Origin of the sequence: Priestia sp. TGN 0903 (assembly GCF_050846855.1) — a bacterium.
Classification (GTDB): Bacteria; Bacillota; Bacilli; order Bacillales; family Bacillaceae_H; genus Priestia; species Priestia zanthoxyli.
In genome coordinates, this window is record NZ_JBOZGL010000005.1 from 296,103 (window position 1) to 322,045 (window position 25,943).

The following is a 25,943-nucleotide window of genomic DNA, read 5'->3' on the forward strand; positions in this document are numbered from 1 at the left end:
GTGTCTGAACTTTGGATTCGTTCTTATTCATTCACAGGTATTATTATTTTGTTGATTGTCTGAACTCGATGCGGTGAGGAAGCTGTACAATGCTGCTGTCTACCGTTTCTTTGTTCATGTATTTCGTTAAGAGACGCATCGCTACTGCACCAATATCATACATTGGCTGTACAACAGATGTTAACTGAGGACGAACCATTGTTGAAAGTCTTGTGTTATCAAAACCGATAACTTCTAGATCGTTTGGTACATTCAACCCGCGATCTTGTGCCCCGTGAATAACGCCTAATGCCATTTCATCCGTTCCAACGAAAATAGCAGTTGGCTTTTCATCTTCTTCTAATAGTTTTTCAACTGCTTCAATACCTGAATCGTACGTGTAGTCTCCTTCTACAATATAAGAATCGCGTACAGGCAATCCGCTTTCAGTAAGAGCACGCTTGTACCCTTTTACTTTTTTCGCATGATTGATCGGTTCTTCTAGCGTACCTGAAACGAATGCAATATTTTTATGACCGCTGTCAATTAGTGATTGCACTGCATCAAAAGCTGCTTGTTCATAATCAATAGTTACAGATGGAATTTGGTTAGTTGATTCGATTGATGCTGCAAGTACAACTGGAACCGGTGATTTTTTTAACTCTTCTACGTGTTCTTCCGTTACATTCCCACTCATGAAGATGATTCCGTCTACTTGTTTACCAAGCATGTTATTTAAAAGATGAAGTTCTTTATCTTGATTTTGGTCGGAGTTACTTAAGATGATATTATACTTGTACATTGTTGCAATATCTTCGATTCCACGCGCTAACTCTGCATAGAAAATATTTGAAATATCAGGAATGATAACTCCTACTGTCGTTGTTTTCTTACTGGCTAATCCACGCGCTACTGCGTTCGGACGATAGCCTAGTCTTTCAATTGTTTCTAATACTTTTTTTCTAGTTGATGGTTTTACATTTGGATTTCCGTTTACCACACGAGAAACCGTTGCCATCGACACGCTTGCTTCCCTTGCTACATCATAAATTGTTACGTTCACAACAAACACTCCTTATCGAAAAACATTTCGTTTATTTTATCCTTATTTCATTTCTTGTATTTACGTATATAAATCCATCTTCCTTTATAGAATGGCTATTTCTAGCTCCTTCACTCTTACATACAGCTTAGATACCCTGTATGCATCTAAATCATTCCTGTTATGCCCTTATTATTACGTGTGCAAAGACAATTTTACCAGTTTATATGTAACAATGTAAAAGACGGTGTATAGTAAGTAAATAAAAAAAGTGAATCGCGAATTTATATCATATGCACTCACAGAATGATAGCGAATATCTGTAACTACTATACGATACTATGTGCTTCACCGCAACGTATTTACCGCCTTTTTCCGACAAGTTTCACGAGAATTTCATAAATTCTTGTTTTTTGGATTTGCACTTATTCTTTCCTATTTTGACAAAAGTTATCGACTGTTTTCAAAATACGTGATAATTTCGCTTATCTTTATTATAACGAAAGGCAAACAAGCTTGAAACCATTAAGTGCCTCAAACTTGTCATAAAAGTATACGAATTTTTCTTTTTTACGTTTTTTTATAAATTTAAGTTACATATAGGTTTTAGCTGCTTCATAAATTCTGTAAATTGCGGAATATCCATTTGCTGAGCTGAGTCAGAAAGTGCTACCGCCGGATCTGGATGAACTTCTGCCATAATTCCATCCGCACCAATGGCAAGAGCCGCTTTAGCCGTTGGAACAAGCAAATCTCGTCTTCCTGTTGAATGCGTGACGTCGACTAAAACAGGTAAATGAGTTTCTTGTTTTAAAATGGGAACGGCTGAAATATCCAGCGTATTTCGCGTTGCTCGCTCATACGTACGAATTCCTCGTTCACACAAAATCAGCTGATCATTTCCTTTTGATACAATGTATTCAGCAGCATTAATAAACTCATCAATCGTAGCGGCTAAGCCCCGCTTTAATAAGACAGGCTTCTTCACCGCACCCGCTTCTTTTAACAGCTCAAAATTTTGCATATTACGAGCACCAATTTGAATCACATCTACGTATTCTACAGCCGTTTCAATATCAGCGGGGTCGACAATTTCACTAATAACGGCTAAATCATATTCGTCAGCTACTCTTTTTAAAATTTGCAGTCCTTCTAAGCCGAGGCCTTGAAAATCATAAGGAGATGTTCTTGGCTTGTAGGCTCCGCCTCTAAGCATCCGCACACCCTGCTGCTTTACGGCTTTTGCTACGGCTGCTACTTGCTCATAGCTTTCAACGGAACAAGGTCCTGCTACAAAACGCTGAAGTCCGTCACCAATTGTTTCTCCTTTTACCGTAACGATTGTATTTTCCGGCTTCTTTTTACGGGATACAAGAAGTGCTTTACGATGATCATCTTCTTGAAGCTCTAAATGAGCTTTGAAAATCTCTTTGAAAATATGTTGAAGCGTAGATGTTTGAAACGGTCCTTCATTCTTGCTTAAAATCGCATCAAGCATTGCTCGTTCACGAACAGGGTCAAATCGTTTGGTTGACTGCATTCCTTTTAATTTTCCTATTTCTTGAACAAGCTCGCCTCGCTCATTAATAAGCTTTAACAGTTTCATATTTACTTCGTCAATTTGAGATCGCAAATGCTGAAGATCTGAATTCGTCATGTACGTCCACCCTTTCACTGATTTTAAAAAATCCGTTTAGCAGGGTTACTACATAAGATGATAGGTGATGGAGGATATATGTAAGGGGCTTCTCTGCTTTTATGTGCTAAACTACATCTATTGTACGAAAAAGTGGATGAAACCGCAATCAGCTTACAAAAAAAACCGAACGATTAATCGTTCGGATCTTCCTTCACCTAAACTGCTTTTGTACCAGCCTCTTTCAATTAATGAGCTACATTTTTCGCTAATTCTTCTTCGTTAATGTTCCAGTGAGAAGCGTGCCACTTCACTTTTCCATCTTCAAACAGAAGCGCTTGAGGTGATTCATGCTTCACTTCATACGTTTCAGCAATATAGTTGGATACGTCTCGTGAATCTTGCACATGAAGATAATAAGAAGGAATGTCTTCATGACTAGAAGCAAACGCTGAAAATGCCTCATGACCAGCTGCACTAATTGGACACGTCGTGCTGTGCTTTAAAAATAAAAAGCGATGGTTTTCCTTAATAACTTGTTCGAACTCTTCAACTGTTGAAATCTTTTTCATTTTTTTCACCCTTTCTGTACTTACTCTTAAGTTTACATGGTTTGACCGTTTCCATACAAAAAGAGTGCTCAGCTTTATGTATAATGCTAATGAATTTATTTATAAGGTGAAGTTATTTTCAGCATAGAAAGAAAAGAACTTGTTAAATTAAAATCCCTCTGATGAAACTAACATTTACTTGCCGTTCAACCTAAATTACATACAAAAAAAGCGTTCACCCTATAGGTTAAACGCTTTTGATTCTTTATTATGGTCGTGGCACTGTGCTTTCCACTTCATCTAATGCTTTTTGAGCTTCTGTTAGCTTCTGTTGAACGTCTTCGTTGCTTTGAGACTCCACTTCATCAGCAAGCACTTCTAAGCTCGTTGGAGGTAATGCTTCGTGTTCAGGATCTACTTTACGGAAGTTTTTCACTTTGTCCACTACTTGTGAAGATTGCTCAGATAATGTTTGTGATAAACCAGCCGTTTTTTCTTTAGCCGTTTGAGCAAACCCTTGTCCTTTTTCAACAGCGCTGTTTTTCGCTTGCTCTGTTTTTAAACGAACGTAAGCTGCCTGCTCATTTAAATCCGAACGGAACTCTTTACCTGATTTTGGAGCAAGTAATAATGCCGTTGCAGCTCCTACAACTCCTCCAATCACTGTTCCTACTAAAAAGCCTTTATTTGAAGTGTTGTTTGGTTTATTTGGTTTGTTTGACATATGCGTCTCCTCCTTTAAAGTTCATCCTTATGAAAATGAGCGTGAGCGTTGAACCGCTTTTTCTTTTACTTCAACAGGTACAGGCTCCGCGTCAATTTTTTTCTGTTTTCTTAATTTTATACGTTCCCATACGTCTAATGCAACATTGCTCCATTGAACGACTTGAGCAACAGTTTCTTTATTTTCTTCTACTTTCTCTGAAACGCTTGATGATACGCTTTTAATCGACTTATTTAGGTCTTGGATTGAGTCACCTACGCCTTTAACAGAATCCACGACTGTGTTCAGCGCTTCGGATTTACGCTGAATATCTTCAGCTAACAGATTAGTCTTATGTAAAAGTGCAGTTGTTTCAGCTGTGATTCCTGTCATTTGCTTTTCTACACCGTCTAAAGTACCTGCCACTGAATTTAATGTGTGCTGAACGGATTTCAATGTTTTTGACACGGAAACCACCAGGTAAAAAATCGCAATGGCAACAATAGCAGCGCTTAAATAAAGAATAATAACCATCTGTGCAAGGCACCTCCTATTTTCATCTCTCTTGTTATAACTACTTTCCCAATTTTATAAACAATTAAACCTTCTATTCCCTATAGACTCTTTAACTTTACCATATTCTCTCTGCATTTATTCATAAAAAGGGAAGATTGCTACATTATTTCGCGATATATGAGTTATTTCCCTTCCTAAAGAAAAAAAGGATTTTAAAGCATAAAAACAAACAAAATAAGCTCAGTGGGGTACAATAGAAAGTGAATCATCAATCATTGTTATTTTAAGGAGGCACTATTTATGAAAGACCCTAGAATTGCAACATTAGCTAAAAATTTAATTAATTATTCTGTTCGCCTTCAAAAAGGAGAAAAAGTATTAATCGAAAACTTTGGACTTCAGCGCGAGCTTGTGACAGCACTTGTAGATGAAGCGTACAAGGCCGGTGGCTACCCGTTTGTACTGCTAAAAGATCATTCGGTAGACCGAGCTCTTTTAAACGGTGCACAAGAAGAGCAGTACAATATGATGGCAGACTTCGAAGCAAATGTGATGAAAGAAATGGATGCTTATATTGGCTTACGTTCTGGTTCAAACATTTTTGAACAATCAGATGTTCCGGCAGATAAAATGAAAATCCAAGGGAATACGATCGGTAAAAAAGTACATAGAGAAATTCGCGTTCCAAAAACAAAATGGGTCGTTCTTCGCTACCCAAACGATTCAATGGCGCAGCTTGCTAAAATGAGTACAGTAGCATTTGAAGATTTTTATTTTGATGTATGCAACTTAGACTATGGCAAAATGAGCAAAGCGATGGATGCTTTAGTTGAGCTCATGAACCGTACGGACAAAGTGCGTTTAACGGGTGAGAATACAGACTTAACGTTCTCTATTAAAGATATTCCTGCAGTGAAGTGTGCCGGAGAAATGAATATTCCGGACGGTGAAGTATACACGGCTCCTGTACGTGATTCTGTAAACGGAACAATTTCTTACAACACTCCTTCTAACTATCAAGGCTTTACGTTTGAGAATGTATCCTTAACATTTAAAAACGGTAAAATTGTTGAAGCAACCGCTAATGATACAGAACGCATCAACGGCATTTTTGATACAGATGAAGGCGCTCGTTTTGTTGGCGAATTTGCGATTGGCGTAAATCCGTATATTCAACATCCAATGCAAGACATTTTATTTGATGAAAAAATTGACGGAAGCTTCCACTTCACTCCTGGCGAGTGCTACGAAGATGCGTATAACGGAAACAAGTCAAATATTCACTGGGATATGGTGATGATTCAGCGCCCAGAATACGGTGGCGGTGAGGTTTATTTCGATGACGTGTTGATTCGTAAAGACGGGCTATTTGTCATTGAAGAATTAAAAGCGTTAAACCCTGAAAATTTAAAATGAGTTTTGAAATAAAAAAAAGGCACTCAGAAGAGTGCCTCTTTTTTATGATACGGTTTGCTGATATAGTTTTTCAAACTTTTGAATGTCTCCAGCACCCATAAATACTAATACAGCTTCATTATGGTCTTTTAACGATTCAATTGTTTCTTCATTAATTAATTCAGCTCCGCTGATTTTGCTTCGTAGATCTTCAATTGATAATTTACCTTGATGCTCACGGGCTGATCCAAAAATGTCACATAGATATACTTTATCAGCGTGCTGTAAGCTTGCTGCAAAGTCCTCTAAGAACGTTTGTGTACGCGTAAACGTATGCGGTTGGAAAACAGCCACAACTTCACGGTTTGGATACTTTTGACGAGCAGCTGAAATCGTTGCATTAATTTCCGTTGGATGGTGTGCATAATCATCGATTAGCACTTGTTTGCCAACGTTCTTTTCGCTGAAACGACGCTTTACACCTTGATATGTTTTAAAACGCTCTTGCAGCACAGCAACGTCAATTTCTTCATAATGACAAAGTGCAATAACGGAAAGTGCATTTAAGATGTTATGGTCGCCATACCCTGGAATCTCAAATGATGCGTGGAATGTATTTCGAACGAACACGTCAAATGTTGTGCCTGTTGTGCTTTTTACGATATTACGTGCTTGGAAATCATTTTCTTCGCCTAATCCGTAATAAAGAACAGGTACCTTCGCTTGAATTTGCTGCAGATGTTCATCGTCTCCACAGGCAATAATTCCTTTTTTGACTTGAAGTGCCATCTCTTGGAACGCGCTGAATACATCATCGATATTGGCAAAATAATCAGGGTGATCAAAATCAATATTCGTCATAATTGCATAGTCTGGCGTATAAGATAAGAAGTGGCGGCGATACTCACATGCCTCAAACGCAAAATACTTGCTGTCTTTTACACCTTTACCCGTACCGTCTCCAATTAAATATGAAGTAGGTTCAGCTCCTTGAATCACATGCGCTAACATACCCGTTGTGGATGTTTTTCCGTGTGCTCCTGTTACGGCTACACTCGTATACTGTTTCATAAAGTCACCTAAGAAACGGTGATAGCGTACAAGCTTGACTCCTTCTTTTGAAGCTGCTTCTGCAATTTCTTCATGCGTATCAGGAAAAGCATTTCCTGCAATTACAGTCATGCCGTCTTTAATATTATTTTTATCAAATGGTAAAACAGGAATTCCCTGCTGTTCTAGTGCTTTTTGCGTAAAAATTTCTTTTTCAATATCCGATCCTTGAACTTGAAAGCCCATATCGTTTAGGATTTGCGCAAGCGCACTCATTCCTGTTCCTTTAATACCTACAAAATGGTAAACTGTCATATAAAGAACCTCCAACATTCGTCTATCTGTAAGACAGTATATGACGGTTATCTAGAATTGCTCTTACAAACGTATATAAATGTCGTTTGATTGCTGATTTCACGATAACATTCGTACATTATATCACTTCTTATAACATAACTCCATGACTCCATTTCTACTCTCTTCCCTTGCGAAACGGCCTTTTATCTTGGCTTCATCACATAGTATATAGCCTGCTGTTTTAAAAACGATCGCCATGTCATTGCATTTTTTTTGTCATTATATTGGGTTACTAACTGTTCAATGCGTTGTTTATGTCCTAAAAAGAAAGAGTCAATTAACACGTCATATCCGATTGATTTTATTTTTCGAATCCAAATTACTTGTTGTTCCTCTAAATTTGCAAATCTTCCTCTTACATCTTTGATGATAACCTGCTCATTTGTCAATGGGGTATATCCTTTTAAGAAAAACGAATTAGGTACTTTAGACACAATAATTGGCTCTAGTACACTCGTCAAAAAAAAGGCTCCTTGAATTAAAAACGACTCTGTTTTCTGCTTCGCCTGATCAGCTAAAAACAGCTGCAGCAGGGTTTTCCCCTGAATGGTTACATATTCAAATGCAAACCACTGAAAAAATAATTGTTCATGGGAATCAGATAGAGCCGCCTCATGAGGCAAGTTTACTAACTCTTTAAATAGATGTGAAGCCCGCACTTTTTCTCGTATATTCGTATAGCGGTTCACAAAAAAGAAATATTGATTGTAAAAGTCGCAAATAGCATTATCAGACTGAAGCTGCTTTTGTTCACGAATTTCATTAAAGTTAATCAGTTCATGATTTTCTTCTGTCATTACTCTTCACTCGTACTCTGATTATTTTGGTTTGTCCTCTTTAAACGCCTTCAGCTCATATGTTTCAGCTGGTGAGAAATGATAGCAAACTATCACATGCTAAAAAAGCAAAACACACATTATCCTTACATATAGTAAATCATTTTACTAGTTCTGACAAACCTTTTCCTTTTTTTCCTGATGGATTTCTTCCAAAATCCCTACTCAAATTCTGTATAAACGAACTTAAAGCAGGAAAAAAAGAGGCGGCGGATACAGTGACAGAGCGTTAGCTCACATAAAGCTGTATCCTGCTGATTTTGCATAGCCTCTTTTTTTAACCTACATGCAGAAACACAGCTTAAAATGTAGAAGTGGCTGTTTGACTTTCCATTTCCTGAAGCTCGTTTTCGGTAATGAGCACATCTCTCGGCTTGCTTCCTCTTGCTTCTGAAATAATTCCTTGCTGCTCCATCATATCAATTAGGCGCGCTGCGCGATTGTACCCCATTCTGAAGCGTCTTTGCAGACTGGAAGTAGATGCACCGCCTTGGTCTAGCACAAACTCGCATGCTTCATAGAAAAGCTCATCTTCTTCATTTGAAGCAAAGCTTTGCTGCTTTTTCAACAAATCTTCTTGATCAAATAAGTATGTTGGCTTCATTTGCTTTTTGACATGATCTACAACGCGATCAATTTCTTCATCTGAAACAAAGTTCCCTTGAATTCGAACGCTTTTAGAAGATCCGTTTTCAAGAAGCAGCATATCACCTTTACCTAATAGCTTCTCTGCTCCTCCTGTGTCGATAATTGTACGTGAATCAACTTGCGAAGAAACAGAAAATGCGATACGCGTTGGCACATTTGCTTTAATTAAGCCTGTAATAACATCTACGGAAGGACGCTGCGTTGCAAGCAATAAGTGAATGCCACACGCTCTTGCCTTTTGTGCAATACGGCAAATAGCTTCCTCTACTTCCCCTGGAGATACCATCATCAAGTCGGCAAGTTCATCAATAATAATAACTAGATACGGCAGCTCCCCGCTTTTTTCATTATGTTCTTTTACACGTTCGTTGTATTTTGTAATATCACGTACGCCCGCATGTGCAAACAGTTCGTAACGGCGCTCCATTTCCTCTACTGCCCACTTTAAAGCTGTAGTAGCTGCTTTCGCATCCGTGATAACCGGGCTGACTAAATGCGGAATGCCGTTGTAAGGAGCTAGCTCAACCATTTTAGGGTCAATTAACATAAGCTTGACTTCGTGTGGCGCAGCTTTATAAAGCAAGCTGACGATAATGGTATTAATACACACACTTTTACCAGACCCCGTCGCTCCAGCAATTAAACCGTGAGGCATTTTGTTCAAGTCAGTCACAACCGGCGTTCCTGAAATATCTAACCCTAACGCCACCGTTAAAGGAGAGTTATCTTTTCTAAAAGAAGGATGCCTCAAAATTTCGCGAATTAACACCGGCTTACTTTGACGATTTGGCACTTCAATCCCAATCGTATTTTTCCCTGGAATTGGCGCTTCAATTCGAATATCACGCGCGGCTAGGCTCAGTTTAATATCATCTGTTAAATTCGTAATTTTGTTCACTTTCACACCGGGCTCAGGATGTACTTCAAATCTGGTTACGGTAGGACCTTGCGTGACGTTTACGACCTTAGCTCGAACGTTAAAGTTTTTTAATGTCATATCCAAAAGCTCACGCTGCTCATCCGCCCATTGATTATCTTCTTCAATAGCAGCTGGAGGAATGTTAAGCAAGTTCATTCCAGGAAATGTATAAGGAGAAGAAGCTTTTACATTTACAGGTTCTTCAGATTTTAATGAAGCCTGCGGAACCGCTTCTTCGGTTTTTTCACCGTGAACTTCTTCTTGCCTACTTACTTCCGTTTTTTTTTGCAGAGCTTCTGCCTCCTGCCTTTGGTATGAACCTTGGGACGGCTGACTTTTTTCTCGAGCGCTGTTATCCATCTTTGTGCGGTCTTTTTTCAGCATCATTACGTTAAAAGGCACTAATCGCTTACCGCGAGCTCGTTCAGCATTCCCTGGCTGTTCTGCAGGTACAAGAGGTTCTACAGCTGACTCTTGCTGTACTTGTCCTTGTAACTCTTGACTTTCTTGCATCCTGCTCTCTTCCTCTTTTATCACTGAATTTTCAAGCTCTCGGTGCACAACAGCGGATACCGCTTCTGGTTGCCATTCATCAGCTGCGGGTTGCGATGGATGTAAACTTTCAGAATTCAGCTCATGTTCTGCTTCAACATGAACACTGTTTGTTGGCTCTTCTAGAATGACGTGACTTTCTTTTTCAGCGGCTGGAACTTCTTCTCTCTTTCTAGGCTTTAGTGCTTCTACTTCTTCTGCTTGTAAAAACGCTGGGCTTTCTTCCATCAACGTTTCTGCTTCTGCCTCTTCAGCTTCATTTCCGATCTCTTGTTGGAAAGAAACGGATGATTCAAACGGAGGCGTTTCCTTTGAAATTGGAGCCTCTTCAGCTACTGCTGTTTCTTCCGCCAAATCCCAGTCGGTAGCTTTCTCTTTTGCCACTAACGGTTCGACCGCATGTGATTCTTCAAAAGTTGGAACCTCTTCCTGTTCTTTTACGGCTACTGAAGAACTTGGCTTTTCTTCAGGAAATGATATCTTCTCTTTTTGATTTTCCTCATATTGCTTCCACTGAGCAAAACGCTGAGAAGACAGTTGCATCATTTCTTCCGTTTCTTGAATCTGTGCTTCTTCCGCTATAGGCTTAGAAACTGGTTTTCTTAACGGCTCTACAACAGACGTATTCATCGCTCGTCGGTAAATTTCATCTTCAAACGCTGCTTTTGATAACTGTGTACTCGGAAGCTCATATTCTACTACTTCCTCACTTCCGTTTTGTACAACATTAGAAGGCCGCTTATTAAACCCATAAACAGGTGAAGGGATTTCAGTCGGACGGAACGGACGTTTTCTTACTTGCGGAATCGCTTCTTTCTTTTCAGATACCGCTTTTAACGGCTGAGATACTGACTTAGGCTGCGTTAGCGCCGACTTGCGAACAGGCTCTTGATAAAACGGAGCCGGTGCCTTTTTTGCTACAGGCCTTGGTTCATTTTTAGGAGCTGCTGCCTTTTTTGCTTCTCCCGTATCATCAATTAAAGGGAAACGAAACGTTCCTTTTGGGTATTGATAAGCTACTTTTGTATGAACATCTTGCTGCTCTTCACTGTAATTCCGCTTTTGCGTTCTGGCCGAGTGTGGAACAGAAGGTTTTGGCGCTGCTTTCATCACTGGCTTTTGATGAACTGACTGCATTTGTTTAGGCTTAGTAGCCTTCTTTTTAGGAATTGTTTTTTCTCTATTTAAAGGGTATTCTTCCGTTGTATTTCCATGTTCGTCTACAACGATTTCTTTCACTTCGTATCCTAGTAAATAATCCATTACTTTTCGTACAAAACCCATTTTTATCACTCTTTCTATCAGACTATCTTACTTCGTTTAGCCTCTTATATCGCAGTGCTGCGACATCTACAAAAAGCTATCCATGCATCCTTTATTTACCTTTGGCCTCAAAGTATTCTCTGAGATGGATATATATACTATCTTTTCATTTATCATTCTATCACGTATGCTTGAACTCTTACTATAAAATCTACTATTTTGCTTCCCTTATTTATACAGTAAAATTCCTCTTTGCAAAAATATTTTTTCATGTTTAATTAGCACTCATAATTAAACGCGAAAAAAGCCACTAGTCTATACTAGTGGCTTTTAATTTTATCAAACCTTTTTAAGAATTGACAATTGCTTTTCAGCAACTGTAACGCTTTGAAATATACGTGTAAAAAAACATCCTGCTTTTGCCCTATAAATTAGTATCACACTCTGCTTTTATGCTTGAAAAGGCTGACCTACTTCATATTTGTCTTCAAGTACTAAAATCCCTTTTTCTTGAGGAGCGTTCGGAAGCGCCAGCTCTTTAGCAGAGCAAATCATGCCTGAAGAAGGTACACCGCGCAGCTCTGCATCTTTAATGATCATACCGCTTGGCATAACCGCTCCTACTTTTGCTACGACGACTTTTTGACCTGCGTCTACATTTGGTGCTCCACATACAATTTGAAGTGTTTCTGTGCCAACATCTACTTTACAGATGTTTAGCTTATCTGCATTTGGATGCTTTTCTTTTTCTTGAACATATCCAACTACAAACTTAGGAGATAAATCCACTTCAAGTTTACCTTCAAAACCGCTTTCGCTAAGTACACGATTTACTTCTTCCACCATTTCTTCTGTTAATTCAAGAGAACCATTTCCCTCTACTTTTAACTTAGAAGAAGCATGAAAGATGTTATAGCCAGCCGTTGTATTTGATTTTTGATCAAAGATACGCACAACGTCGCTTTTTGTTTCAAACGTGCGATTTTCAATTGCAATATCTTCTAGCTTGACGATTAACGTATCGCCGATACCTTCTTTATTATAAAAAAGATTCATAATTAGTCCCGTCCTTTACTGCGATTTTTTCCTAGAATAAAAATAGGTTCTAGCTCACCGTTTTCGTATAAAAATGAAAGAGCTGTGATGGGTACACGTCCACTTGCAAAAAAGCTCATGGTCATTTGCGCAAGAATATCATAACCCGTTTCGTTTTGGATATCAGCTAGAATCAGCACATCTTGATGAGGTACTGCTACAGCCATTGTGCCCGAAACACTAGAAGCAAAATCTTGCAAAAATGCCTCGTTAAGAATTCGGCTTGCATCGTATCCATCGTTCTGATTTACAAAATAAAAGTCATTGCCTGCTACCGTATCTTTTTTATGTGAAATCGGCAAAGAGCGAAGATTAAATTTAGCCATTTCCCGCACTGCGGATAGATCTAAATTTTCCTTACGAATTAGTTTCTCATCTAATAGACGATATGTATTGCCTAAATCAAGCGCATAATAAATGCGTGTTTCAGCTGTATGTTCATCATAAATCAACGGCACGTCTTCATTCGATTTATCCGGAAAAGACGTTGAGCGAATAACTGGATAAATGCGCTTTTCTTTTCCCGTTACCTGCTGTTCATCGTTCATAACACGAAGAGCTTCTTTTATATAATATACCATTTCATCTAGAGCCGCTTCCTTTTTTTCTTCCCATTTTGCAATTAGCCCAGGTAAAGAAATGGTTACACCTTTTTTCGTTTCCTTATGTTCAACGCGAAGCGTATCTTTTTCACGGTCAAATAAAAATGACCAATCCGCACCCGTTAATCGCTCTTCAAGTAGCTTTCTCATCTTTTGACTATTCATTTTCGCCATATTTACGCCTCCTTTTCTCATTTTTATGTATGAAGACTGATAGCTGTAGATCGCTATCAGTCTTCACTTGATTTATGCATTTAAGCCGTTAATAAACTCTTCAATTTCTTCTTTTGTTTTACGGTCTTTGCTGACAAAACGCCCTGTTTCTTCTCCGTTGCTGTAACCGACAAAGCTTGGAATGCCAAAGATGCTTAATTCTGCACAAAGATCGATAAAGTCGTCGCGGTCGACATAATGAAATGTATACTCGCTATGATTCGCCTCAATTTCTGGAAGCACAGGCTCGATTACTCGGCAATCTGGGCACCAGTCTGCTGAAAACATCATGATATGTTTTCCTTCTTTAATGATTTCTTTGTATTGTTCAATTGTTTGCATTTTTTCCATTTTTCTTTCCTCCACTTTTTTTTTTTACTTTCGTATTTAAACGGCTAAAGCCCCATACATTTTTTAATCCTTCTACATCAAAACATAGTATATGAGTTGTTGCAACTATCATACACTGATGCTTTTCTATTATAAAGGGTTACAAAGGAATTTCCTATTGAACAGCTTGATTTGTCCTAAAATCCAGCTGTCCTTTTAGCATTAAAACAACCTGATAAAACATAGCGGTCCGATCTAAATTTCCATTGGTGAAAATGCCGATTGCTCCTTCTTTTTTTCGAATATTTTTTTGGTTTGTATACACTTCCATAGCTTCGGCTAATTCTTTTTTATCATGACGAAGCATATCGGCTACCGCTTCAGGAAGCCGAATACGAGCTCCTCCACCTAAAATCGGTTCAAGGTCCTTAGAGGTAACAAGACTTCCCCAGTTGCAAAGGAATAAGCCATGAGGCGTTTCCTGTACCCCTCCTTCAAGTCCAATGCCAATATCAGCACCTGTCTCTTTGACAGCAGCACGCGCGCGGTTAATCGCTCCTTGGATGGTTTCTTCATCAGAAAAAGGCTGTGGTGACACCCCGGACTGCACGTCTACCTCTACATATGTAAAAGTATCTCCAAATACTTTTTTTACTGCATTTACTTTTGTTGGGTTCTTCGTTCCGATTGCAATTTTCATTTTTTTCTCCTGTCATGATGAAACAAAGCAACCGCAAAAGCAGCTGCTTTGTTCTTCTTTATCCGTTTTGTTTAATCGTATCAAGCGTTGTTTGGTCTGTAGAGCGTACAAGTTTGACTAATAATTCTTTTGCAGCTGCATAGTCATCCACATGAATCATAGATGCATGGGTATGAATATAACGTGAACATACGCCGATCACTGCAGAAGGAACTCCGTTATTAGAAGTATGAACGCGCCCTGCATCCGTACCTCCTGGAGAAACGAAGTATTGATAAGGGATGCTGTTTGTCTCCGCTGTATCTAAAATAAATTCTCTCATTCCTCTATGTGTGACCATCGTACGGTCAAAGATACGAAGTAATACGCCTTTTCCTAATTGTCCAAATGCATTTTTATCGCCTGACGTATCGTTAGCAGGACTAGCATCTAGTGCATAAAACAAATCCGGTTTAATCATATTCGCAGCTGATTGAGCACCGCGAAGTCCTACTTCTTCTTGAACAGTAGCTCCAGAATATAAGATATTTGGCAATTTTTCATTTTTTACTTCTTTTAATAATTCAATCGCAAGTCCGCACCCATAGCGGTTATCCCATGCTTTTGCCAGTATTTTCTTTTCATTTGCCATTGGCGTAAACGGACAAATCGGTACAATTTGATCGCCAGGACGAATGCCCATTTCTGCTACTTCCTGCTTGCTATCTGCGCCCACATCAATCATCATATTTTTAATGGCCATTGGCTTGTTGCGCTGTGATTCGTCTAATAAATGGGGAGGGATAGAAGCAATTACGCCGGTGATAGGACCTTTTTTTGTCACAACATGGACGCGTTGAGCTAGAAGTACTTGACTCCACCATCCTCCTAGAGTTTGAAAACGAAGCATTCCTTTATCAGTTACAGACGTAACCATAAATCCTACTTCGTCCATATGTCCTGCTACCATTACTTTAGGACCTTTTTCTTCATTATAGCGAACGCCGAATAAACTTCCTAACCCATCTTGAATGACTTCATCTACAAGGGGTTCAATTTGCGAGCGCATAAATGAACGTACTTGATGTTCGTTTCCAGCGGCACCTGGTAACTCCGTTAATGTTTTAAATAGAGATAGCGTTTCATTGTTCATATATACTCTCCTTTATGTATCATTTTCTTTATTGTATCGAAAACCGGAAATAGTTGCTAGTTCCGTCCTTCTCTTCTATGACTCAACTTAACAAAGCATTCGACAATTTGATATAATGATGAAAACATATCCTTAAAAAGCAGGTGAATAACGTGAAATGGACTCAACTAATAGCAGGAGCTGCAGTCGGATTTGCAAGCGCTTATATTATTCAAAAAAGAACGTCGTCAATTTCCTCATCGGAAGCCCTTACGATTGTTAAAAGCGCTTTTAAACAAAATGGGGCAATCGACGGCTCATGGATTGAAACGACGACTAAGGTCATTCAAAAGCATGGTCTCTCTTTTTATGGTTATACAGGTGGAATTATCAGAACACGTGATGCAAAACAGGAACATTACGAGTTTTTCATTGATAAAAAAAGCGGTGCTATTATTGAATTGACGCTGAATACACCCGTTTAATTTCGTCAACTATTTCTCCTTTGTTATCCCATTTTACAGCTCGATAAAAAGCATCATGATAAAAACTTAGCCAAGCTTGATGCTCATAGGCATAAGCTAACCACTGCTGCTTTTGTTCAATCGAAGTCATTGGATAGTCATCATATGCCATTACCCATAAGACATTTTGATGTGCATGTGTTGGCAAAAGATCGCCCATGTGCACTAAGATGTCATTGTTTCCTTTTAATATAACTACAGCATGACCATCGCTATGACCGCCGGTATGATGAACCGTTACTCCAGGCACAATTTCATCTTTGTCGCTAAATGTTATTACTTGATGCTGAATAAATTCCCAATTTTGTTTCCAATACGTATTTTTAGAACGTATATTAGGATTCCTCATTTCATTCCACTCGATGTCACTAACAAAAATTCTTGCATTTGGAAAAGCAGAGGAAAAGTTTCCGTTGATACATTTTGTTAAGCCTGACACATGATCAAAGTGGAGATGCGTCATAATGATATGAGTAATATCTTCGCACGTGAACCCTAACTTTTGTAAGTCTTCAGCAATAAATGATTCTTCCGTTACGCCAAAATGACGCTTTTTTTTCTCATCCAACATCCCATTTCCTATACCTGCATCAATTAACATGAGGTGTTTTTCAGTTTGAACGAGCAAAGGATCAGTCCTCATGGGAATTCGATTCCCGTCTGAAATGGGATATTTTTTTGTCCAAAGCTCTTTTGGAACAACACCAAACATTGCCCCTCCATCTAAATGATTATTCCCTCCACGAAGCCATGTAACTTTTAATTCGCCTATTGTTAGCGTTTCCATTTTACACCTCCATTATATTCCTTTTTATTTTATCACTATCCCCTTCTCTTTTTGAACAAAAAAAGACTGAGGAACTCAGTCTTTTTCATTCAGGTATTTTACTTCACAGCGGTAAATGCGGCTGCCTTTTTGTGAAAATTTCTCTTCATATTCCGTCATAACATTGCCTTCAAAATCGCTTTTATGCAAATCTAAGCTAATGTACTTGAGAAGAAGTCCATATTCTGAAAAGCTTGTCAATGAATACTCAAATAGCCCTTGATTATCTGTTTTAAAGTGAATTTCTCCACCATCAACCAGCAGATTTTCATACATACTTAAGAACGTTTTGTATGTTAAGCGGCGCTTGGCATGTCTCTTTTTTGGCCATGGATCAGAGAAATTGAGATAAACGCGACCCACATCATTTTTTGCAAAAAACTCACTAAGATGGTTAGCATCTACATTCAACAACTTTAAATTTGGAAGCTCTTCTTCAATCAATCGTTCTAGAGCACTTAAGATGACACTTTCATACATTTCAATTCCAATATAGTTGATATGCGGATTTTGTTTAGCCATCCCTACTAAAAATTGGCCTTTTCCTGTTCCTACTTCAATATGAAGAGGATTTTCATTTCCAAAAACTTCTTTCCAGTTTCCTTTATACTCCGCTGGATTTGGAACCACGTATTGGGGATTTTCAGCAATTTTATCTTTTGCCCAAGGTTTGTTTCGTAATCTCATGTTGCACCTCTTTAATTTATTTTGACGCATTGAAAATGTCGGTTATTCGAAACAACCGACATTTTCATGCATAATTGTGTTTAGATAGAAAAAAATAAGAGCATCATACGAGAAAGGATGATGCTTAATGCCTTTAAATGCCGAACACCAAATGAATATAGTAAAAGATATTTTATCTAATCATCAAAGTGATTGCTGCGGAACGGTTGCGGAATGTGAACAGGTTGAACGTTTAATTCAATCAATGTTAGCAAAAGGATATGCTAGCACAGACGTACAAGCAACACTACAAAACGTTTATAAATACACGCAAGATGCAAAAAGTGCTGCTCATTTAGACGAACATATTCAAACCAATCAACAAAATTTATCACAATGGGTCCAAGAACTATCTACCTTGTCATAACCTTTGCTACTGTGCTTGAATGTCGTTGACGAGCAACATCCGAAGATATTCAAGCCAGTAATTCATTTCAGAATGTTCATTTTTCGAACGATGCCATTCAATGAATAAAATGGTTTGACTTATCACATACCACTTCATTCTCGTTTTCAAGTTCTCAGTTAGTTCAACCCCATAATGCTCAAGCCATTCTTCCCACTGAGATGGATTGATGTACCAATAAAGCAATAAACCTAAATCAATAGCAGGATCTGCAATCATCGCTCCGTCCCAATCGATTAAATATAGCTGCGTATTCTCTCCAAGCATCCAGTTATTGTGGTTCACATCACAGTGACATACCACATATTTATCTGTCTGAATGGACGGAAGCTCTGCTTGTAAATAGCTGATTCCCTGCTCTACAATACTCTCTTTTTGAAGTCGCTCGTCCACGTTCTCTAGAATATCGGCTAGCACGTCTCCGGGAAGAAGCGGTGTTTTCCCTAACCTTTTCAACATATCTAATAACTCGTTTGAATGATGAATTTTACTAAGCAATTCTGTCACTCGACTCGAATTCATATCTTTTGGTTTTAATTCTCGACCATCTAGCCAGTGCTGAGCTGTGATCACATCTCCATTTTCCATTCGTCTTGTCCACACGAGCTTCGGTACAATTCCTTCAGCTGACAATACTGCTAAAAAAGGTGATGAATTACGCTTTAAAAAAAGCTTTCGGTCTTGAAATTTTGCAAAATAAGCTTCTCCTGTCGCTCCGCCAGCAGGAGTAATTTCCCATTCGCTTCCTAATATATCTTCCAACCAATTCACCTTCAATTTCAACACACACATTTCGTTTAAAAATTTCACTCAATAAAGCAATCTATTAAGACATCATGACGTTATTTTCTTAGTAAATAAAAAAGACGGCTATTGAGGATATGTATCAATAGCCATCCTTTATAAATATTATCTCCATCACACTTTTTTCGTCAAGTGGTTGAAGACAATAATTACGTTTGAAATAAAATAAGAACGCTAAGCTTTGGAACATTTATAGCATTATCCTCTATAGTAGGATACCCATTTTTATATACTTTACAATGATCAAGTGCTATTTTCCATGGTCCTTCTGGCAAAACTACTTTTTCTTCCATTAGGCCTTGATTAAAAAACACAATAATATTCTTCCACGGACCGTAAGCCAATACGTTTGATAAGCAATAGCCAATAACGGATTTCGGCGTGTTTAGAAAAGAGACATGCTGCCTAATCGCTGAAGCATCCCCCAAGCGAAATGCATCGTGCTGTTTGCGAATACGAATCAGCTCTTGAACCCAATTCACATCAGAAGAAAATTCCCTTCTTCGATTCCAATCGAGTGCATTAATATCATCGGGTGAATTATAGCTGTTCTCTACGCCTTTTTTAGTGCGGTAAAACTCTTGACCACTATGAAGAAACGGTATGCCTTGTGAAAGAAGCACAATAGCAGTAGCAAGGCGATGACGACTTCTACGAGTGTCTTCGTCTTCTTCTCCGTTTGAATTCGTTAACTTATCCCACAGCGTATGATTATCATGTGATTCAACATAATTAATTGACTGTGCTGGATTTATAAATAAAGCGGGACTGTCTTCTTTATCCAGAATGCTACCCGCTATCACAGATTGCACTGCTTCTTTTTGATGAATATTCCCGCTGATAAAACCTTTTTCATACACATCGAACGTGCTTCCTTTTACAGAATCTCGAAAGCGGTCATTAAAATAGCCGATTTGAGGTGTTTGGCGGGCATTCGCCATCATTGCTTTTTGAGTGTGGGGAAGAGGCGTATTTAAATCCCAGCCTTCGCCAAACACCAAAATAGTAGAATCAATTTCATTTATTTTTTCCCGAATGATTTTCATCGTTTCTATATCTAAAATCCCCATGAGGTCAAAACGAAAACCATCAACATCGTACTCTTTTATCCAAAATAATACTGAATCGATAATAAACTTTTGCGCCATTTTCCGTTCAGAAGCAAAATCATTTCCTACTCCCGTCCCGTTCGAAGGCATCCCAAACTCATCATGTCGAAAATAATAGCCCGGAACAATTTTTTCAAAAGGTGATTCTTCTCGTACAAATACGTGATTATAAACTACATCTATAATAACACGGAATCCCTGTTGATGAAGCGTTGATATTAATTGCTTCACTTCAACAATACGAGTGGTGGGATTTGAAGGGTCAGCAGAGTAGCTTCCTTCCGGCACATTAAACAACAATGGGTTATACCCCCAATTATAAGAAGCTTGAGGATTTAATTCATCTACTCCTCCAAAGTCGTTAATAGGAAGAAATTCAAGGTGGGTCACTCCTAGCTCTTTTAAATAATGGAGGCCTGTTGGTTTGCCTGGCTGACCGCTTGATTCAGTAACAGCTAGGTACGTACCTTTTTTTTCTATCCCGCTTGAAGGATGAATAGAAAAGTCTCGAACGTGCATTTCGTAAATAACGGCATCCGTTGGCTGAAAGAAAGGCGGCTTTTCATGGAGATGAACATAGGCTGTATGAAGATTTATCAGAACTCCGTATTCACTATTTGCTGTAGCTGCAACGGCATAAGGGTCCACCGCTTCATTTGTCCGACCGTTTACATCTATTAAAAATCGATAATAATACCCTTCTTTATCTAAGGGAAGTTCCTTTTCCCATACGCCTTTTCTTTGACGAGTCATAACGTACAGTTCTTCTTCTCCGCTATTTGCATGTATTAATTTTAAAACCACTGCTGATGCAGTCGGGGCCCAGACTTTTATCATAATATGATCTGAATAAAAGGCTGCACCCAAATCATTTTGATTATAATAAAATTTTTCATCAAACTCTTTTGTTCGTATAACAGCCCCTACCTGCAACGGAACTTTCTCCCCGTGATTATCACAGATAACGTACGAATGTCCAATTTCTATGCTCTCTTCAACTTTACCTTCATATTTGATAAAACCTTCTAATTCATGTACGTTTTCAATAGAGATGGTCTCATGCATTTGTGCACCTTTAATCACAAAAAAATCAATTTGACCTTCATGATAAGAAGTTGGAACTAAAACAGTAATACGATCTATTTGATCTAAATAAGCCTGAAACTTATTATCACCAGTCATCCTTTTCTCCTCCTTATGCCAATTACCTCTTTAGTAGCATTATATGTAGCAAACGCAAAAACGAAAGCACTTTCATAGCATGAATGTTCAGATTATTCACCTGCTTCGAATTCCCGGTCAAAATAAATACTCTGGCTGTGTTCGAGCAGTACCTGAGCTGCTTTCATCTGTTTAAACTTTAAAGGCGCTTTAGATTTCCTAAGTTCATAAAACCATTCTTCATACTTTCTAGCATCTACAAATTCAACCTGATAAGGCTCCGCAGCGTAGTCAATGTATCCGTTTCTGCTTAGTAATATTTTCTTTACGCTATGTTCAATATCGTGAGTACGATAGATACTTCGGACAATTTGCTCCATTCGATTTAACCCAATTAACGGATTTAATATCTTTTTTTGATCTCTTCCTCTTAACTCTGTCCAAAAATTTTCTTTTGAATACTGAAAAACAGCGCTTTTATATGTTTCTATTAAACAAATACAGAGGGTTTCCGTTGGAGTAACAATAATGATATCCCCTTCTACCGGAGCTTTATTCATCAGGAAAACAGGCTTGTACATCACGAGATACGTATCAGGAAAGCGCTGAATAAAATAACGGAGAGCTTCATCATGGTAATATTTACGATCTGCTTGCGAGAACTCAAATAAAGTGGATGTAGCCCATTTCATTTGAAGATCAAATACATTTTCTAAAAACAATATTTTCAAATCTTCCGCTGTTTGTGGAAGAGTTGTAAACCTCAATAGCTCTTGATTTTCCACGCTATCGCTAGAGAACGCTTCTTCCACTTCAAGCGTTTCTTTTTTCCTTGTAAACCGCTCTTTTGCTTTTTGCAAAAATGAACGTTGAGCTTTTGTTTCTTCTTTTACAGGAGGGCCATGTAATAGCCCTTGTTCAAACAATTGCTTTGCTTTCTTCCAATTATGTTTTTTTAAATGATTAAACTGAGACGTGTAGTGATAAACGTCTTTTTCATAACGGGAAATATAATCTTGCACCTTAAGTAGCTGCGCCACGTTTACATCAATCCCCTAATTAAAATTCCTCTAACACTTGGTTCACCGATTGTTTCTCTATTATCATCGGCGTTTTCTTTCCTTTAATAAGAGTGATCTTTAAATAACCTCTCTCCATACTTGTATGTTCATATGCTACTGTGACTGCAATGAAAAAGATAGTATTTTTTTATATTTAGGTTTGCTAGCAGGATGAACTTCAAAAAGGGCAAATGAACTTACTTGAAACTGTTCTTCAACCGACGTTTGCTTTAACTGCTCTTCCGAAAGCCCGGCTTCCCCTCCCCACTTCTTTGCAATCGTAATATGAGGACGATAAGGACGTTTTTCGTATAAGCCGCTTAGGTCTCCCCATACAGCTTGTATATCCCTTTGTAGATTCACAAGCTTATCATTTGGCTTAAGGCTTACATAAAGCACTCTAGGCTTGTTATACGCACCGAACACATCGTACTGAACGGTCTGCAGTGAAAAACTTGAATGACGGGAGGCTACTTCTTTTAAGCGGTTAATCAGCTTTTCTTTTTTGTTATCTACAAATCCTAAGAATTGTAGTGTTATATGATAATCGTCAGGGTATGTCCATTGTTTAAAAGGAAAAGGTGTTAATTCTTTTGCCCAATTTTCTGCCTGATATGCAATGGAGACTGGCACGTTGATTCCAATAAAATAGTGTTGATCACTTTTCATCAAATCTCTCCTTTTCTTTTCATTATCTTTCCCCAATTTGTCATGTTCAAAAAGAGCTAGATTTATTTTAAAGGTTTTCTGGATCAAATAGAGAGGTTTTTCTGAAAATTTGTCATGTGCTTAAAAAATAAGAAATTGTGTTATCATAGAAATAATACAGAGAATTTTTATAAGAAAAGGATGAGAAAAATGAAAGTTGTTAACAATATGGCTGATTTGATTGGCGAGACACCTCTTGTTAAATTGAATCGTCTTCAACCAGCAGATGGAGCATCCGTTTACTTAAAACTAGAATTTTTTAATCCGAGCCGTAGTGTAAAAGACCGTGCTGCTTTTAATATGATCGTGGAAGCTGAAAAAGCAGGCTTGCTCAATGAAAATTCCACCATTATTGAACCAACGAGCGGAAATACAGGTATTGGCTTAGCTATGAATGCAGCAGCAAGAGGGTATCGTTCTATTTTAGTCATGCCCGATACGATGACTCAAGAACGAATTAACTTGTTAAAAGCATATGGTGCTGAAGTTGTTCTAACACCTGGCGATGAAAAAATGCCTGGCGCAATCCGCAAGGCAGAAGAGCTTACAAAAGAAATTCCAAATGCATTTATGCCCATGCAGTTTGAAAATAATGCAAACCCTGACGCACATCGAAAAACGACTGCTAAGGAAATTATTGAGGCAATGAACGATTTAGGAAAAGACCTATCTGCTTTTGTTGCTACTGCTGGAACAGGCGGAACGATCACGGGCACAGGTGAAGTCCTAAGAGAAAACTACCCAAATATGACCGTTCATGTTGTGGAACCAGCTGGGTCTCCTGTATTATCTGGAGGAAGACCTGGAAAGCACAAGCTTGTAGGAACAAGCCCTGGATTTATTCCTGATACGCTTAACATAGAGGTTTACGACGAAATTTTAAAAATTAAAGATGAACAAGCCTACGATATTACGCGACGCCTGGCTTCTGAAGAAGGAATTTTAGTCGGTCCTTCATCTGGCGCTGCCTGCTATGCTGCTATCGAGGTAGCCAAAAAATTATCTCCTGATCAAGTGGTCGTATGTATTGCTTGCGATACAGGTGAACGTTATTTATCAAGCGACCTATTCTCATTCGAATAATAAAGAGGCTGGAACAAAAGGATTTTAGCCCAAATGAAAAACGAACCATTGATCAACATGTTTGATTCATGGTTCGTTTTTTTGTGATGGTGAATGTAGGTTCATCGGTTTCGTTACTTCTAGCAGTTGATTGGAGGGCAAGGCGAAGACTCCTGCGGGAAAAGCGGAACAGGTGAGACCCCCCAGGAGCCCAGGCGACGAGGAGACTCAGCGGCCGCCCGCGGAAAGCGAAGCCTTGCATGGAAATCAACTGCGGTGTCACAAACAGTCCAGCTCATGTATCCTAGTTATTCACCTTTAAATTGGATTCGTTTCGTTATGTCTCAACCTCTTTTTATTTAGCCAATTCGTAAATAGCCTGTGCATAAATAGCTGTTGCACGAAGCAAATCTTCAATTACCATGTACTCGTCTTTTTCGTGCGCTACTTCTTCACGGCCTGGGAAAAGAGGTCCAAATGCCACACCCGCTTCTAATGCTCTGGCATATGTTCCTCCTCCAATTGAAATAAGCGTAGGTTCTTCATTTGTTTGTTCTTGGTAAACCTTTTGAAGCGTTTGAATAAGCTCATGTTTTTTATCGACGTGATGTGGTTTAGAATCTGTAAAATGTTTGATAGTCATTTGATAAGATTCACTTTTTTCTTTAATCGTATCAATAATATCGTCAATATGAGCTGATACAGGATAGCGAATATTTAAGCCAAAGTGCCCCGCTTCTTCTTGATTATAAGACATGATTCCCACATTTATTGTTAAATCACCCGTGACCTCATCTTTGCGATTTAAGCCCATTTTTTCTCCTAGTGCATCTTGGACTAAATACGCATTTGCATAACCTACAAACTGATTAGCTTGTTCATCAAGTTCTAATGTGTGTAAAAAGCGAAGAAGTGTAAGCCCAGCATTTTTCCCTTTATCAGGCACGCTTCCATGTGCTGAAACTCCTTCTAGAGTAAGTGTATACGCACCGCCCTTTTCGGTTATTGAACCTTTTAAAGACTTATCTTTTAAAAATTGATCATATTTATTTTTAATATCCGTTTCACTATGGAATTCAAGAACAGCTGTTGCAAGATCAGGAACCATATTGTAGCGTCGCCCAGAGACAAATGATATAAGCTGGACGCTTCCCTTTGTTCCTTCAATGGGCTGCTGGCGAATTTCTACATCTGTAATGCCTTTTTCAGCATAAATGATAGGAAAATCCGCATCCGGCGCAAATCCCATCGTTGGCATCTCTTCATGATTGAAGTAGTGGTCCACACATCTCCAGTCACTTTCTTCATCCGTTCCAATAATCATTCGAACCCGCTTAGATAGAGGAAGCCCTAAATCTTTCACAATTTTCATCGCATAATAAGCAGCCATCGTCGGGCCCTTATCGTCGATTGCTCCTCTAGCAAAAATTTTCCCGTCTTTTATTTCACCGCCGTATGGATCAACCGACCACCCGTCTCCTTCAGGAACGACGTCTACGTGACACAAAATGCCAAGAAGGTCTTTTCCTTCTCCCGCTTCAATATGACCTGCATATCCGTCTACGTTCTTGACGGAAAACCCGTCATTTTTTCCTTTGTTTAAAAGAAAGTGAAGCGCTTGAGCAACTCCAGGTCCAAATGGCTCTTCTTTTTTTTCTGTGTCTGTCAAAACACTTTTAATTTGCAAAAAACGCTGCGTCTCAGCTAGAATTTCAGCTTCTCTTTTTTGCACTTCCTCTTTCCAATTAATTGCTGTCATCTGTGTGCCTCCTTTGCCTGCTTTTACAGATTGTATCTATCATTACTATTGGTAAATTTAACTTTATCATACCTTTATATAGAAAGAAATAATTGTCTCTTTCCTTTCATATCAAAGGTTTACAGAGTCAAAATTCCGGGAAATAATTTGTAGGCACAATCGATAAAAACGGATTCTATTTGTTTATTGTTTACATATACTATAAAAAATGTGCAAATAGAGGAAGGAGATGTTACGAAAGGATTACATATTTATATCATTTTTTGTAAATATTGTGTTAATTTGCGTTTTCTCTTTTA

General features: G+C 38.5%; 25 protein-coding genes. 5 read left to right on the top strand and 20 right to left on the bottom strand.

Features of this window, described 5'->3' with window-relative positions; translation table 11 throughout:
* Nucleotides 1–43 precede the first annotated feature (43 nt).
* The 5 genes from ccpA to ACRPLY_RS18990 form a co-directional block, all read right to left on the bottom strand.
* Nucleotides 44–1,042, bottom strand: a complete 999-nt coding sequence (ccpA, locus tag ACRPLY_RS18970; protein ID WP_013059493.1) for a catabolite control protein A — start codon at nt 1,040–1,042, stop codon at nt 44–46.
* 559 nt (nt 1,043–1,601) lie between these two features.
* Nucleotides 1,602–2,678 carry a bifunctional 3-deoxy-7-phosphoheptulonate synthase/chorismate mutase gene (locus ACRPLY_RS18975; RefSeq protein WP_033579601.1) on the bottom strand — a complete coding sequence of 359 codons (1,077 nt, stop codon included), beginning with the start codon at nt 2,676–2,678 and terminating at the stop codon, nt 1,602–1,604.
* 227 nt (nt 2,679–2,905) lie between these two features.
* A complete protein-coding gene (gene ytxJ, locus ACRPLY_RS18980; RefSeq protein WP_028411816.1) occupies nt 2,906–3,229 on the bottom strand; it encodes a bacillithiol system redox-active protein YtxJ in 324 nt (107 codons plus the stop codon).
* 247 nt (nt 3,230–3,476) lie between these two features.
* Nucleotides 3,477–3,932, bottom strand: coding sequence for a YtxH domain-containing protein (locus ACRPLY_RS18985; RefSeq protein ID WP_013059496.1), 456 nt, complete (start codon nt 3,930–3,932; stop codon nt 3,477–3,479).
* Between the two features lie 27 nt (nt 3,933–3,959).
* Nucleotides 3,960–4,445: a DUF948 domain-containing protein gene (locus ACRPLY_RS18990; protein WP_028411817.1), complete on the bottom strand. Its 486-nt coding sequence runs from the start codon at nt 4,443–4,445 to the stop codon at nt 3,960–3,962.
* A 282-nt stretch (nt 4,446–4,727) separates the two neighbouring features.
* Between ACRPLY_RS18990 and ACRPLY_RS18995 the strand changes: the two genes are divergently transcribed.
* The gene (locus ACRPLY_RS18995; RefSeq protein ID WP_165635100.1) at nt 4,728–5,843 is read left to right on the top strand and encodes an aminopeptidase; all 1,116 of its coding nucleotides are present in this window, start codon (nt 4,728–4,730) and stop codon (nt 5,841–5,843) included.
* Between the two features lie 42 nt (nt 5,844–5,885).
* Here ACRPLY_RS18995 and murC read toward each other — a convergent pair whose 3' ends face one another.
* The 8 genes from murC to ACRPLY_RS19035 all read right to left on the bottom strand — a co-directional run bounded on the left by murC (nt 5,886) and on the right by ACRPLY_RS19035 (nt 15,519).
* Nucleotides 5,886–7,187 carry a UDP-N-acetylmuramate--L-alanine ligase gene (gene murC / locus ACRPLY_RS19000; RefSeq protein WP_013059499.1) on the bottom strand — a complete coding sequence of 434 codons (1,302 nt, stop codon included), beginning with the start codon at nt 7,185–7,187 and terminating at the stop codon, nt 5,886–5,888.
* A gap of 185 nt (nt 7,188–7,372) precedes the next feature.
* Nucleotides 7,373–8,026, bottom strand: coding sequence for a nicotinate phosphoribosyltransferase (locus tag ACRPLY_RS19005; RefSeq protein WP_432232091.1), 654 nt, complete (start codon nt 8,024–8,026; stop codon nt 7,373–7,375).
* 340 nt (nt 8,027–8,366) lie between these two features.
* The gene (locus ACRPLY_RS19010; protein ID WP_323873928.1) at nt 8,367–11,468 is read right to left on the bottom strand and encodes a DNA translocase FtsK; all 3,102 of its coding nucleotides are present in this window, start codon (nt 11,466–11,468) and stop codon (nt 8,367–8,369) included.
* 429 nt (nt 11,469–11,897) lie between these two features.
* On the bottom strand, nt 11,898–12,503 hold the full coding sequence (ytpR, locus tag ACRPLY_RS19015; protein ID WP_028411821.1) for a YtpR family tRNA-binding protein: 606 nt from the start codon (nt 12,501–12,503) through the stop codon (nt 11,898–11,900).
* A gap of 2 nt (nt 12,504–12,505) precedes the next feature.
* Nucleotides 12,506–13,318 (bottom strand): DUF1444 domain-containing protein, encoded by an 813-nt coding sequence (locus ACRPLY_RS19020; protein ID WP_080754456.1) that lies wholly within the window; start codon nt 13,316–13,318, stop codon nt 12,506–12,508.
* A 72-nt stretch (nt 13,319–13,390) separates the two neighbouring features.
* Entirely contained in the window at nt 13,391–13,708 is a 318-nt protein-coding gene (locus tag ACRPLY_RS19025; protein WP_013059504.1) for a thioredoxin family protein, read from the bottom strand.
* Nucleotides 13,709–13,862: 154 nt separating this feature from the next.
* Entirely contained in the window at nt 13,863–14,387 is a 525-nt protein-coding gene (locus ACRPLY_RS19030) for a DUF84 family protein (protein WP_034271430.1), read from the bottom strand.
* A gap of 58 nt (nt 14,388–14,445) precedes the next feature.
* Entirely contained in the window at nt 14,446–15,519 is a 1,074-nt protein-coding gene (locus tag ACRPLY_RS19035; RefSeq protein WP_013059506.1) for a M42 family metallopeptidase, read from the bottom strand.
* Between the two features lie 152 nt (nt 15,520–15,671).
* Here ACRPLY_RS19035 and ACRPLY_RS19040 point away from each other — a divergent pair, with 152 nt between their 5' ends.
* Nucleotides 15,672–15,983: a PepSY domain-containing protein gene (locus ACRPLY_RS19040; RefSeq protein ID WP_028411825.1), complete on the top strand. Its 312-nt coding sequence runs from the start codon at nt 15,672–15,674 to the stop codon at nt 15,981–15,983.
* Here the strand turns inward: ACRPLY_RS19040 and ACRPLY_RS19045 are convergent.
* Together ACRPLY_RS19045 and trmB are read right to left on the bottom strand one after the other, a co-directional pair.
* Nucleotides 15,952–16,809, bottom strand: a complete 858-nt coding sequence (locus ACRPLY_RS19045) for a YtnP family quorum-quenching lactonase (protein WP_028411826.1) — start codon at nt 16,807–16,809, stop codon at nt 15,952–15,954. The two genes, ACRPLY_RS19040 and ACRPLY_RS19045, sit on opposite strands and share 32 nt — an antisense overlap.
* Before the next feature lie 75 nt (nt 16,810–16,884).
* The gene (gene trmB, locus ACRPLY_RS19050) at nt 16,885–17,535 is read right to left on the bottom strand and encodes a tRNA (guanosine(46)-N7)-methyltransferase TrmB (protein ID WP_028411827.1); all 651 of its coding nucleotides are present in this window, start codon (nt 17,533–17,535) and stop codon (nt 16,885–16,887) included.
* A gap of 127 nt (nt 17,536–17,662) precedes the next feature.
* On the opposite strand from trmB, the gene ACRPLY_RS19055 reads away from it, so the two are divergent.
* Nucleotides 17,663–17,941 (top strand): YtzH-like family protein, encoded by a 279-nt coding sequence (locus ACRPLY_RS19055; RefSeq protein ID WP_028411828.1) that lies wholly within the window; start codon nt 17,663–17,665, stop codon nt 17,939–17,941.
* Nucleotides 17,942–17,947: 6 nt separating this feature from the next.
* Here the strand turns inward: ACRPLY_RS19055 and ACRPLY_RS19060 are convergent, their stop codons facing one another.
* From ACRPLY_RS19060 to thpR, 4 genes are all read right to left on the bottom strand, one after another.
* The gene (locus ACRPLY_RS19060; protein WP_176344694.1) at nt 17,948–18,772 is read right to left on the bottom strand and encodes a phosphotransferase family protein; all 825 of its coding nucleotides are present in this window, start codon (nt 18,770–18,772) and stop codon (nt 17,948–17,950) included.
* A 161-nt stretch (nt 18,773–18,933) separates the two neighbouring features.
* Entirely contained in the window at nt 18,934–21,075 is a 2,142-nt protein-coding gene (gene pulA, locus ACRPLY_RS19065; RefSeq protein WP_323873927.1) for a type I pullulanase, read from the bottom strand.
* A gap of 92 nt (nt 21,076–21,167) precedes the next feature.
* A complete protein-coding gene (locus ACRPLY_RS19070) occupies nt 21,168–22,094 on the bottom strand; it encodes a hypothetical protein (RefSeq protein WP_165635095.1) in 927 nt (308 codons plus the stop codon).
* 135 nt (nt 22,095–22,229) lie between these two features.
* Complete coding sequence (gene thpR, locus ACRPLY_RS19075; protein ID WP_028411832.1) at nt 22,230–22,784, bottom strand: RNA 2',3'-cyclic phosphodiesterase; 555 nt, start codon at nt 22,782–22,784, stop codon at nt 22,230–22,232.
* A 189-nt stretch (nt 22,785–22,973) separates the two neighbouring features.
* On the opposite strand from thpR, the gene cysK reads away from it, so the two are divergent.
* Nucleotides 22,974–23,906, top strand: coding sequence for a cysteine synthase A (cysK, locus tag ACRPLY_RS19080; protein WP_168761351.1), 933 nt, complete (start codon nt 22,974–22,976; stop codon nt 23,904–23,906).
* Between the two features lie 126 nt (nt 23,907–24,032).
* Nucleotides 24,033–24,248, top strand: coding sequence for a hypothetical protein (locus tag ACRPLY_RS19085; protein ID WP_165635093.1), 216 nt, complete (start codon nt 24,033–24,035; stop codon nt 24,246–24,248).
* Here ACRPLY_RS19085 and pepV read toward each other — a convergent pair.
* Nucleotides 24,241–25,644, bottom strand: a complete 1,404-nt coding sequence (gene pepV / locus ACRPLY_RS19090) for a dipeptidase PepV (protein ID WP_432232092.1) — start codon at nt 25,642–25,644, stop codon at nt 24,241–24,243. The genes ACRPLY_RS19085 and pepV overlap by 8 nt on opposite strands.
* Nucleotides 25,645–25,943: the final 299 nt, after the last annotated feature.

Coding starts and splice junctions, on each gene's coding strand:
- ACRPLY_RS18975 (WP_033579601.1), bottom strand. CDS start 2,678: ATGACGAATTCAGATCTTCAGCATTTGCGATCTCAAATTGACGAAGTA.
- ytxJ (WP_028411816.1), bottom strand. CDS start 3,229: ATGAAAAAGATTTCAACAGTTGAAGAGTTCGAACAAGTTATTAAGGAA.
- ACRPLY_RS18985 (WP_013059496.1), bottom strand. CDS start 3,932: ATGTCAAACAAACCAAATAAACCAAACAACACTTCAAATAAAGGCTTT.
- ACRPLY_RS18990 (WP_028411817.1), bottom strand. CDS start 4,445: ATGGTTATTATTCTTTATTTAAGCGCTGCTATTGTTGCCATTGCGATT.
- ACRPLY_RS18995 (WP_165635100.1), top strand. CDS start 4,728: ATGAAAGACCCTAGAATTGCAACATTAGCTAAAAATTTAATTAATTAT.
- murC (WP_013059499.1), bottom strand. CDS start 7,187: ATGACAGTTTACCATTTTGTAGGTATTAAAGGAACAGGAATGAGTGCG.
- ACRPLY_RS19005 (WP_432232091.1), bottom strand. CDS start 8,026: ATGACAGAAGAAAATCATGAACTGATTAACTTTAATGAAATTCGTGAA.
- ACRPLY_RS19010 (WP_323873928.1), bottom strand. CDS start 11,468: ATGGGTTTTGTACGAAAAGTAATGGATTATTTACTAGGATACGAAGTG.
- ytpR (WP_028411821.1), bottom strand. CDS start 12,503: ATGAATCTTTTTTATAATAAAGAAGGTATCGGCGATACGTTAATCGTC.
- ACRPLY_RS19020 (WP_080754456.1), bottom strand. CDS start 13,318: ATGGCGAAAATGAATAGTCAAAAGATGAGAAAGCTACTTGAAGAGCGA.
- ACRPLY_RS19025 (WP_013059504.1), bottom strand. CDS start 13,708: ATGGAAAAAATGCAAACAATTGAACAATACAAAGAAATCATTAAAGAA.
- ACRPLY_RS19030 (WP_034271430.1), bottom strand. CDS start 14,387: ATGAAAATTGCAATCGGAACGAAGAACCCAACAAAAGTAAATGCAGTA.
- ACRPLY_RS19035 (WP_013059506.1), bottom strand. CDS start 15,519: ATGAACAATGAAACGCTATCTCTATTTAAAACATTAACGGAGTTACCA.
- ACRPLY_RS19045 (WP_028411826.1), bottom strand. CDS start 16,809: ATGGAAACGCTAACAATAGGCGAATTAAAAGTTACATGGCTTCGTGGA.
- trmB (WP_028411827.1), bottom strand. CDS start 17,535: ATGAGATTACGAAACAAACCTTGGGCAAAAGATAAAATTGCTGAAAAT.
- ACRPLY_RS19055 (WP_028411828.1), top strand. CDS start 17,663: ATGCCTTTAAATGCCGAACACCAAATGAATATAGTAAAAGATATTTTA.
- ACRPLY_RS19060 (WP_176344694.1), bottom strand. CDS start 18,772: ATGTGTGTGTTGAAATTGAAGGTGAATTGGTTGGAAGATATATTAGGA.
- pulA (WP_323873927.1), bottom strand. CDS start 21,075: ATGACTGGTGATAATAAGTTTCAGGCTTATTTAGATCAAATAGATCGT.
- thpR (WP_028411832.1), bottom strand. CDS start 22,784: ATGAAAAGTGATCAACACTATTTTATTGGAATCAACGTGCCAGTCTCC.
- cysK (WP_168761351.1), top strand. CDS start 22,974: ATGAAAGTTGTTAACAATATGGCTGATTTGATTGGCGAGACACCTCTT.
- pepV (WP_432232092.1), bottom strand. CDS start 25,644: ATGACAGCAATTAATTGGAAAGAGGAAGTGCAAAAAAGAGAAGCTGAA.